Genomic DNA, 9,351 nt, shown 5'->3' on the forward strand with positions numbered 1-9,351 from the left:
CGCCCGACCACCAGGCCCTGGTGCGAGGAGCGCCTCCCTCCTGTGGGGGCGCCCCCCTCGCACCAGGGCCTTCTCCATGAGCGTCACCGCGTACCGCCGGCCGTCCGCGGGCGTCCGCCTGCCGGAAGGTCACTTGTGCCGTCATGACCCGCACCGTAAGGCTGTGGCCAGACATCCGGACCTCCAGGAGCGACCCCATGCCCCAGATCGTCGTCGACTACTCCGCGCCCCTCGACCGGCGCGGTTTCGCCCGCGCCCTGCACCCGCTCGTCGTCGAGACGGTCGACGCGGGACTCGACGCCTGCAAGACCCGCTTCCGCGAGGTCGAGGAGCTCGTCGTCGGCGACGGCGGCACCCACGACGTCATCGTCCACGTGGAGATCGCGCTGCTCGCCGGCCGCACCGAGGAGGCCAAGGCGCGCCTGGCCCGGGCCGTGGTCGAGCTGGTGCCCGCGTACCTCAAGGAGCGGGAGGGCGTGCACATCTCCGCCGAGGTCCGCGACCTCGACCCCTCCTACGCCAAGCGCTGACCCGGCACCTGCGGGACGAGGGCGACGAGCCGGGCCACCAGGTCGCCGAACGGGCCGTCGGCCGGCTCGTCGGCGAGGATGCGGACCAGGATCTCCGCCATCTCCGGGTCGTACGCGGCGCTCACCGCCGCCAGTGCCGCGAAGTCGTGCACGAGCTGCAACTCCAGCTCGGCGCGCGGCACCCGGCGGCCGTCCAGCCACAGCAGCGCCGTCGACTCGGCCAGCGACACCCAGGAGCGGACGACCAGTTCGAGCCGCGCGGACGGCTTCCCGATCTCCAGATGGGCCAGGATCTGCTCGTAGGCGGCCTGCCGCACCTCGTCGATCATCGCGTGGGTGGTCGAGGAGCCGACCGCGGGGCCGCCCCGCATCAGCGCGGCGAAGCCCGGGCCGTGGTCGTCGACGAAGTCGAAGAACCGGCCCATCACCCGCAGCAGGCGCGCGCCGAGCGGGCCCTGCGGCGGCTCCAGGAAACGGGCCGCCAGCTCGTCGGCCGCCCGGCGCAGCGCCGCCTCGTACAGGGACTGCTTGCCGGGGAAGTAGTGGTAGACCAGCGGCCGGGAGATGCCCGCGGCGGCGGCGATCTCGTCGATGGAGACCTCGTCGGGGGAGCGGTGGCTGAACAGCTCGAGGGCCACCCCGATCAACTGCTGTTTGCGCTCCTCGACGCCCATCCTGCGGCGTACCCCGGTCGTCATGCGAACAGCCTAACGGGAGTCCGTTACGCTCCCGGCACATGAGTGCTTCTGAGCAGGACACCCCGGAGACCGAGGCCGCGACCGAGGCCGACGAGCTGGCCGAGCGCACCGGGCTCACGCCCCGGCAGGCCCGGCTGCTGCGCGTCGTGGTCGGCGCGGTCCTGCTCGTGGTGATGGGCGTGGTCCTGGCGGTCCGCCTGGCGGCCCACACCTCGGTCCTCGTCGTCGGCGTGTACGGACTCGCCATGATCCTGTGCGGCGTCGTGATCGAGCTCTCCCGCAACGGCCGCACCCGCCTGGCCACCTGGCTCCTGGCGGGCGGCCTCCTCACGGCCCTGGCCCTGGACTGGCTGGTCCTGCCCTAGGGCCTCTAGAGGTCGAGTACGAGCCGCTCGCCCGCACACCGCGAGACGCAGATCAGCATCGAGTCCGTCCGCTCGGCGTCCGTGAGCAGCTCGTCGCGGTGGTCGATCTCGCCCGCCAGGACCCGCTGCCGGCAGGTCCCGCAGAAGCCCTGCCGGCAGGAGTGGAGGACGCCCGGCACCGCCTCGCGGACCGCCGAGAGGACCGACTGGTCGGCCGCCACCGTCACCGTCCGCCCGGTGCGCCGGAGTTCGACCTCGAAGGGCGCCCCGCCCTCGGTGCGGGCGGCCGAGAAGCGCTCCAGGCGCGGCACCCGGCCCTCCGGCAGGGCGGCGCTCACGGCGTCCATCAGCCCTTCGGGGCCGCAGCAGTAGACGGCCGTCTCGGCGGGGGTCGCGGCGAGGAAGGACAGGTCGGGCAGCCCCTCCTCGTCCTCGGTGACGACGGTCGTCCGCCCCCGCCCCAGCGTCTCCACCTCGTCGAGGAACGGCAGGGTGGCGCGGCTGCGCCCGCAGTACAGCAGCCGCCAGTCCGCCCCGGCCGCCTCGGCGGCCCGGACCATCGGCAGGACCGGCGTGATGCCGATGCCGCCGGCGACGAACACATAGGCGGGCGCGGGGGCGAGCCGGAAACGGTTGCGGGGGCCGCGGATCTCGATCTCCGTGCCCACGTGGAGCTGTTCGTGCACCTCGCGCGAGCCGCCCCGCCCGCCCGCCCCGGCCTCGATGAGCCGGGTGGCGACGGTGTACGCGTCGCGGTCGGCGGGATCGCCGCACAGCGAGTACTGCCGCACGGCCCCGGAGGGCAGGACGAGGTCGATGTGCGCCCCGGGCTGCCAGGCGGGCAGTCCGGTCCCCTCCAGGCGGAGCCGGACCACACCCTCGGCGGGCTCGGTGCGCGCGGCGACGAGGACGCGCCGGGTGACGGTGGACTGCCGGCCGCGGCCGGAGACCGGCTCGTCGAGCGCGGGCATCGGCCACAGCGGCGAGGCGCTGATGCGGCGCCGCAGGGCCCGCCTGGCGAGCAGCGCCGCCCCGGCGACGAGGACGACGGTACGGAGTCGGGTGCGGCCCATCAGATCCGGCCTCCCTTGGCGCCGGGTGAGCTCGCGAGGTAGGCGACGGCCTGCGCGGTGGAGCCCTCCTGCGAGGGGTGGTAACTCCGGCTCAGATAGCGGGGTATGGAGCGCAGCATGTCCGGCGTCGAGGGCAGCAGGCCCTCGCGGCCCTTGCGGACGAGCCGGCCGATCGACGGCTTGGCGTCGAGGAGCGTCGGGTCGTTCTCCATGAAGAAGCGGACCCCGCGCTGCCACAGGAAGACGAGCGCGGTGAACGCGGTCGCCCAGGTGCGGGCCCGCCGCCGGTAGCCGCCGTCCAGGTGCTGGAACAGCTCGAAGGCGACCGAGCGGTGCTCGACCTCCTCGGCGCCGTGCCAGCGCAGCAGGTCGAGCATGACCGGGTCGGCGCCGGCCCGGTCGAGCGCGTCGGCGTTGAGCACCCAGTTGCCGAGGAAGGCGGTGTAGTGCTCGATGGCGGCGATCAGCGCGACCCGCTCCATCAGCCACCATCGGCGCGGTCGGCCCGGCGGCAGCGTCCGGTCGCCGAGCAGCTTCTCGAAGAACCAGTCCACCTGGGCGGTGTACGGGGTGGGGTCGAGCCCCAGCTTCTTGAGGTGGGGCAGCACGTCGTCATGGGCCTGGGAGTGGACCGCCTCCTGCCCGATGAACCCGATGACGTCCGCGCGCAGCCGCTCGTCGGTGATGTACGGCAGGACCTGCTGGTAGACGTGCACGAACCAGCGTTCGCCGGCCGGGAGGAGCAGGTGCAGCACGTTGATGGTGTGGGTGGTGAACGGGTCGCCGGGAACCCAGTGGAGCGGTGTCCCCTTCCAGTCGAAGGAGACCTTGCGGGCCTTGAGCTCGATGCGCTCCGACGCCACCGGTGCGGGCTGCGTATTAGACATGGCGTCAATGTACTGAGGGGTAGGCGAGGCGACCAGGGTCGTGCACGCCCTTTTTCCGTTGCGGGCCGCTGTGGGCGGCCCGTCACCGCAGGGCCCGCACCCGCGTCCCGTCCCGCAGCGTGCCCGTCAGCTCCGCCCGGCTCCCCGGCGCCGCCTTCACGGCCAGCAGGCGCCCCTCGGCGCGCTCCTCCACGCCGCCCGTGAGCGCCAGCGACGCGAAGTCCTCCGTCCCCGCCGCCAGCACGTACCACTGCCCGCTCTTCGCCTGCCACACCGCTCCCGCCAGCACCCGCGGCTCCCGCGGCCCGCAGGCCGGCGAGCCGTCGGAGCGGGCCGCCGACGCCGCCGGGCCCGTGGCGCCCGGTGCGCGGAACAGGGCCAGCACCCGGCTGCCCGTGCCCCGCCAGGTCTCCGCCCGCGCGCACAGCCACTGCGCGCGGCCGGCGCCCTCGGGCAGCCGCTGGGACGCGTACGCCCAGGAGTTCACCGTCCGCACGCCGTGCGAGCGCACCACCGCCAACTGGCAGGCCACCCGCGCCCATTCCTCCCGCTCCGCCGCGCCCGTCACGTCCGCGGGCCGGCCGGGCGGGCCCGAGGTCAGCCGGGCCGGGGCCAGCTCGCCCAGGTCGCTCAGGAGCCGCGTCCCGGTCTCGTCCCGTACCTGGAGCACGCTCCAGCGCGTACAGCCGGGGGCCGTCGCCGGACTCGGGATCGGCTCCGTCACCCCGTACGCGTCACGCGTCAGGACCCGCGGCTCCTTGTCCGGGAGCAGCAGGTCCCGTACCGCCGCCTCCCTCACCCACGGGGCCGTCACATAGCGGACGTTGCCCGCCGCGCGGGAGACCACGAGCGCCGCCGAGCCGACCGCGTCCGCCCCGTCGGTCCGCGCGAAGTCCAGCGCCGCCCCCTTCGTGCTCCCGGCCGGCTCGGCGTACCGCACCACCCGCAGCCCGTCGAAGAACAGCACCACGTGCGCCGCGTCGACCCGGCCCGCGAACAGCAACTGCGGCGATCCCATCGGCGGTCCCGGCGGCGTCCCGGGTGTCGCCGAGGTCCGCACGGTCGGCCCCGGCCGTGCCCACACCGCCAGGGCCCGGCGCAGCAGCGCCGTGTCGCCGGTGAGGTCGCCGCGGGCCGGCCACACCGAGAAGTCCGTACGCGACGACAGCCGCCACCCGGCGGCGTCGACCCGCTTCAGGGCGTCCGGGTCGAGCGCCGCCTCCGCGGCCGGGTTACGGGCGTACGAGGGCGCCGCAGCACCGTTTCTGCCCCATCCGTCGCCCGGCGGCCCGAGCAGCGTCCCGCACACCACGACCGCGGCCGCCGCGGCGAGCGCGGCCTTGCCGTGCTGGCGCCGCCGCATCAGGTCCGTCGGCCGGGCCTGGAGCGAGCAGGGGTCGAACTCGGCCGACTCCAGGAGCACGGCCCCGCCGAATCCGCCCGGCGCCTCGACCCCGTCCGCCTCCGCGAGCGCCGCCTCCGGGTCCTCGACCCCGGCGGCCGCGAGCACCCGCAGCACCTCCGGGTCGCCCTGCCGCTCCAGACCGCGCAGCACGTACGCCGCCCGGCCCGGCCCGGAGAGCGCGGAGAGCCGCTGGTCCAGGGCCAGTTCGTCGGCGCCACCGGCCCGCGGGAACAGCCGCAGGCCCCACACCTGCGGCAGCAGCGGCGGGAACTGCGCCCGCCGCGGCAGCGCCCGGCGCCGCAGCGGCAGCCCGGCCACCAGCGCCTGCCGCAGGACCTCGCCCCGTACGTACGCGTAACCCGGGTCGACCGCGTCCTCCGCCCGGCGCGCCCCGGGGATCGCCCCGGCGGCGAGGGAGGTGCGGCGGCGCGGCAGCGAGCGCTGCGCGAGCGCGTGCGCGGTGAGCACCCGGCGGTTGCGCCCGAGGGAGGGCGGCAGCACCAGGTAGGCGATCCGGACGAGCCGCGGATAGTGCTCGACGAGCGCGGCCTCGGCCTGCTCGACGTCGACCGGGGCGGGGGAGCCGTCGGGGGCGGGGGCGAGTTCCTGGGTGCTCACGTTCAGCAGAACGAGCGAATGATGCGATGGTCACCCCGGTCGGGCGGGTCGCCCCCCGTCACGTCGTCGCCCCGGTCGCGTCGCCGCCCCGGTCGCCCCGGCCCGGCCCGCCCGCGTGGGACGACCGGTCCGGTGTCAGGCCGCGTACACCGTCAGGCGCTCGCGGATGACGTCGGTGACCTCGTCCGGCACGCCGAGCCCCTCCCGTACGTACTTCTCCATCGAGCCGTGCCGCACCGCCACCTCGTCCAGCGCCGCCTCCAGGTACTCCGGCACCACCCCGATCAGCGCGAGCGCCAGGTCCGGGTCGCCGCCCTGCGCCGTGAAGCCCTCGATCAGCGGCGCGAACGCCTGGCGCGCTCCCGGGTTGACCGCCAGGTACTCCGTCATCACCGTCTCCTCGTCCGCGCCGAGCAGGGAGAGCACGAGCGTCGCCGCCCAGCCGGTCCGGTCCTTACCGGCCGTGCAGTGGAAGAGCAGCGGACCGGTGGCCGGGTCGCCCAGCTCGGTGAGGAAGGCCCGGTAGGAGGCGCGCGCCGACTCGCTGGTCACGAAGGCGCGGTACGTCCGGGTGAAGGCATCGAGGACCCGGCCGCCGCCCAGGTGCTTCTCGGCGAGCGCCGGATCGGAGAGCAGGGTCTTCAGACGGGCGGCGGGCGGCAGACCGCTGGTCGCCAGGTAGTCGGCGAGCACGTCCGCGACGAGCAGCCGCCCGCCCGGCGGCACCCGGTCCGGCCGCTCCGCCCGCTCGCCGGCCGTGCGGAAGTCGACGACGGTACGGATCCCCAGCGCGGCCACCACGGGCTCGGCCGCGTCGAGCCGGTCGAGCTGCCCGGAGCGGAAGACCAGACCCTCGCGGACGCTGCGGCCGTCGCCGAGCGGGAGGGTGCCGAGATCGCGGAGGTTGGCGACGCTGGCTGCGGGGATGGCGGGCATACGTCGACTCCTCCGAAAACGGTATGAATCATGCTTTTTCTACGAACCGTAGCCGAAACCCCGGCAGGCGGTCTTACCGGTGCGGCGCCGGGATGAAACGATGGCGTCACCATGACGCACACCTGGTCGCCCTTGCGCGCCTTCCGGGCCGCGCTCTTCGCGGCGGTGTGCGTGACTTTGGCAGCGGTGGGGCATTCGTCCATGTCTGCCCACGCCCTCCCGCCGGGCTCCCTCCTCACCGCCTTCGGGGTGACCGCCGCCCTCGCCTGGACCGCGGCCGGCCGCCGCCGCGGCCCCCTCGCCGTCGCGACCGGCCTGGCGGCCGTCCAGGGCGTGCTGCACCTGATCTTCGGAGCGGGCGGGCGCGTCGGCGAGCGCGTCGGCGATCAGGCGGGACCGCCCGGGGCGGGGATCCCGTCCGATGTGCTCGCCGACCTCTATCCGACGCACGCGGCCCATGCCGCCGACGCCGCGTACGCGGGACACATGGCGCACGGCATGGCCCTGGGCGGCGGCGCGGACGGTGCCGGTTCCGGCGCCGGCATGCTCGCCGTCCACCTGCTCGCCGCCCTCGTCTGCGGCCTGTGGCTGGCCCGCGGCGAGGCCGCGCTCTTCGCCATCGCCCGGACCGTCGGCGCCCGCGCCGCCGCCCCGCTGCGGCTGCTCCTGGCCGCCGCCGGGGTCCTGGTCCCCGCCCCGCCGTCGCGGCGCTCCGTGCGCCCGCGCCCGTACCACCGCCGCCCGCACGGCGTCGTCCTCGCGCACTCCGTCTCCCGGCGCGGCCCGCCCCGGCCTGCCGTACCCCGCGCCACGGCCCCCGGAGTCCGGATCGCATGACCTCATGACCGTTTGACGTCATGACCTCATGGCTGTCCGTCCGTCCGACCGACCTGGGGGTCGCTTCCCCCTGTCGACACACGACTCCTAGGACCGTCATGACCATCGACGACCTCGCGCGCCCCGGAGCGGACGCCGCGACACCCGATCCGACCACCGCGCAGGACCCGGCCGACCCGACCGACTCGCCCGACGCGCCCCGCAGACCGCGCGGCTGGGCGGCCCTGCGCCCCCTCGTCCTGCGCCTCCACTTCTACGCGGGCGTCCTCGTCGCCCCGTTCCTCCTCGTGGCCGCCCTCAGCGGACTGCTCTACGCGCTCTCCTACCCGGCCGAGAAGCTGGTGTACGCCCACGAGCTCGAAGTCCCGGTGCCGGACGGCGCCACCGCCCTGCCGCTCTCGCGCCAGGTCGAGGCCGCCCGCGCCGCCAACCCCGACGGCACCGTCACCGCCGTCTGGCCCGGCGCCGAACCCGGCGCCACCACCCGGGTCCTCATGGCCGACCCGGACGCCCCCGAAGGCTCCTCCATGGCGGTCTTCGTCGACCCGTACAGCGGTGAGATACGCGGACAACTGCCCAGCTACGGCAGCAGCGGCGCGCTGCCGCTGCGCACCTGGATCTCGCACTTCCACGTCGACCTGCACCTCGGCGACCTCGGCCGCAACTACAGCGAACTCGCCGCCGCCTGGCTGTGGGTGGTCGCCCTCGGCGGTCTGCTGCTGTGGCTCGGCCGCCGCCGCAGGAACCGCCGCGCCCTCTTCCTGCCCGAGCGCGGCCCCAAGTCCCGCCGCCGCACGCTCTCCTGGCACGGCGCGGTCGGCCTGTGGGCCGTGACCGGCCTCGTGGCGCTCTCCGCCACCGGCCTGACCTGGTCGAAGTACGCGGGCGAGAACATCGGCACCGTCCAGGACCGGCTCGGCGGCGCCACGCCCACGCTGTCCTCGGGCCTCGCCGGCGGAGCCGCCGGCGGTGAGCACGCGGGCCACGGCGCGGGCCACCACCCGACGCCGCCGGCCGCCGCCCCGGGGACGGACATCGGCATCGACAAGGCCGTCGAGGCGGCCCGCGCGGCCGGGATCGACAGCCCGTCCATCTCCGTCACACCGCCCGCCGAGGGCGCCGGCTACGTGGTCAAGGAGACCGACAAGCAGTTCCCGGTCGAGCTGGACTCGGTCGCCCTGAACCCGGCCGACGGCACGGTTCTGGACGAGCTCCGCTTCGCGGACTACCCGCTGCTCGCGAAGCTGACCCGGATCGGCATCGACGCCCACATGGGCCTCTTCCTCGGCCTGGTCAACCAACTGGCGCTGGCCGCGCTCGCGCTCTCGCTGATCCTGCTGATCGTCTGGGGCTACCGCATGTGGTGGCTGCGCCGGCCGGGCCGCCCGGCCGCGCGCGGCGCGTGGCGCAAGGTCCCGCCGGCCATGCTGCTCCCGCTGCTCGCCGCGACCGCCCTGGTGGGCTGGTTCCTGCCGCTGCTCGGCATCAGCCTGGTGGCGTTCCTGGTCGTCGACCTCGCCCTCGCGGTCGTCGCGAAGGCGAGGTCGAGGTCCACGGCGCGGGCGGGGACGGGCGCGGGGACGGACGCGGGGACGGACGGAGGGCCGGGGGTGACGGCCGGGTAGCGGCCGGCCGGCCGCTCAGGGCGTGTACTTGTAGCCGACCCGCCGCACGGTCTGGATCGTGTGGCGGTGCTCGGCGCCCAGCTTGCGGCGCAGCCGGGCCACATGGACGTCGACGGTCCGGCCGTCGCCCACGTGCCCGTACCCCCACACGGTGGTGACGAGCTGGTCGCGGGTGTGCACCCGGTACGGGTGGGCGACGAGATGGGCGAGGAGCTCGAACTCCAGATACGTCAGGTCGAGCGCCCGCCCGTCGACGCGGGCGACCCGCTGCACGCCGTCGATGACGACCGGCCCCTGCGCCGGCGCCACTACGGACAGGGCTACCTCTTCGCCCGGCCCATGACCGCGCGTCAGGCGGAGACCTTCCTGCACCGAAC

At 75.3% G+C, this 9,351-nt stretch carries 10 protein-coding genes; 4 read left to right on the plus strand and 6 right to left on the minus strand.

The window, feature by feature from the left end; genetic code table 11:
- Positions 1-197 precede the first annotated feature (197 nt).
- Positions 198-530: an isomerase gene (locus ABZ135_RS31630; RefSeq protein WP_356700596.1), complete on the plus strand. Its 333-nt coding sequence runs from the start codon at positions 198-200 to the stop codon at positions 528-530.
- On the opposite strand, the gene ABZ135_RS31635 is transcribed toward ABZ135_RS31630, so the two are convergent.
- On the minus strand, positions 515-1,228 hold the full coding sequence (locus tag ABZ135_RS31635; RefSeq protein ID WP_356700597.1) for a TetR/AcrR family transcriptional regulator: 714 nt from the start codon (positions 1,226-1,228) through the stop codon (positions 515-517). The genes ABZ135_RS31630 and ABZ135_RS31635 overlap by 16 nt on opposite strands.
- Before the next feature lie 38 nt (positions 1,229-1,266).
- Between ABZ135_RS31635 and ABZ135_RS31640 the strand changes: the two genes are divergently transcribed.
- Positions 1,267-1,593 carry a hypothetical protein gene (locus ABZ135_RS31640; RefSeq protein WP_356700599.1) on the plus strand — a complete coding sequence of 109 codons (327 nt, stop codon included), beginning with the start codon at positions 1,267-1,269 and terminating at the stop codon, positions 1,591-1,593.
- A 5-nt stretch (positions 1,594-1,598) separates the two neighbouring features.
- Here ABZ135_RS31640 and ABZ135_RS31645 read toward each other — a convergent pair whose 3' ends face one another.
- From ABZ135_RS31645 to ABZ135_RS31660, 4 genes are all read right to left on the minus strand, one after another.
- Entirely contained in the window at positions 1,599-2,666 is a 1,068-nt protein-coding gene (locus tag ABZ135_RS31645; RefSeq protein ID WP_356700600.1) for a PDR/VanB family oxidoreductase, read from the minus strand.
- Positions 2,666-3,553: a metal-dependent hydrolase gene (locus ABZ135_RS31650; RefSeq protein ID WP_356700602.1), complete on the minus strand. Its 888-nt coding sequence runs from the start codon at positions 3,551-3,553 to the stop codon at positions 2,666-2,668. Before ABZ135_RS31650 ends, ABZ135_RS31645 begins: the two co-directional genes overlap by 1 nt.
- Positions 3,554-3,635: 82 nt before the next feature.
- Complete coding sequence (locus ABZ135_RS31655; RefSeq protein ID WP_356700604.1) at positions 3,636-5,576, minus strand: hypothetical protein; 1,941 nt, start codon at positions 5,574-5,576, stop codon at positions 3,636-3,638.
- A 135-nt stretch (positions 5,577-5,711) separates the two neighbouring features.
- Entirely contained in the window at positions 5,712-6,512 is an 801-nt protein-coding gene (locus ABZ135_RS31660; protein WP_356700606.1) for a tyrosine-protein phosphatase, read from the minus strand.
- A 201-nt stretch (positions 6,513-6,713) separates the two neighbouring features.
- Here ABZ135_RS31660 and ABZ135_RS31665 point away from each other — a divergent pair, with 201 nt between their 5' ends.
- On the plus strand, positions 6,714-7,349 hold the full coding sequence (locus ABZ135_RS31665; RefSeq protein ID WP_356700608.1) for a hypothetical protein: 636 nt from the start codon (positions 6,714-6,716) through the stop codon (positions 7,347-7,349).
- Positions 7,350-7,447: 98 nt separating this feature from the next.
- Positions 7,448-8,974: a PepSY domain-containing protein gene (locus ABZ135_RS31670; protein WP_356700610.1), complete on the plus strand. Its 1,527-nt coding sequence runs from the start codon at positions 7,448-7,450 to the stop codon at positions 8,972-8,974.
- 15 nt (positions 8,975-8,989) lie between these two features.
- Here ABZ135_RS31670 and ABZ135_RS31675 read toward each other — a convergent pair.
- A partial coding sequence (locus tag ABZ135_RS31675; protein WP_356700612.1) for a winged helix-turn-helix domain-containing protein occupies positions 8,990-9,351 on the minus strand: 362 nt, incomplete at its 5' end.

This window comes from Streptomyces sp. NPDC006339 (assembly GCF_040612775.1).
In the GTDB taxonomy this organism is placed as follows: Bacteria; Actinomycetota; Actinomycetes; order Streptomycetales; family Streptomycetaceae; genus Streptomyces.

Bases quoted from the DNA above. Each gene is read 5' to 3' on its own strand.
- ABZ135_RS31640 (WP_356700599.1), top strand. From the start codon at position 1,267: ATGAGTGCTTCTGAGCAGGACACCCCGGAGACCGAGGCCGCGACCGAG.
- ABZ135_RS31645 (WP_356700600.1), bottom strand. From the start codon at position 2,666: ATGGGCCGCACCCGACTCCGTACCGTCGTCCTCGTCGCCGGGGCGGCG.
- ABZ135_RS31630 (WP_356700596.1), top strand. From the start codon at position 198: ATGCCCCAGATCGTCGTCGACTACTCCGCGCCCCTCGACCGGCGCGGT.
- ABZ135_RS31670 (WP_356700610.1), top strand. From the start codon at position 7,448: ATGACCATCGACGACCTCGCGCGCCCCGGAGCGGACGCCGCGACACCC.
- ABZ135_RS31665 (WP_356700608.1), top strand. From the start codon at position 6,714: ATGTCTGCCCACGCCCTCCCGCCGGGCTCCCTCCTCACCGCCTTCGGG.
- ABZ135_RS31635 (WP_356700597.1), bottom strand. From the start codon at position 1,228: ATGACGACCGGGGTACGCCGCAGGATGGGCGTCGAGGAGCGCAAACAG.
- ABZ135_RS31660 (WP_356700606.1), bottom strand. From the start codon at position 6,512: ATGCCCGCCATCCCCGCAGCCAGCGTCGCCAACCTCCGCGATCTCGGC.
- ABZ135_RS31650 (WP_356700602.1), bottom strand. From the start codon at position 3,553: ATGTCTAATACGCAGCCCGCACCGGTGGCGTCGGAGCGCATCGAGCTC.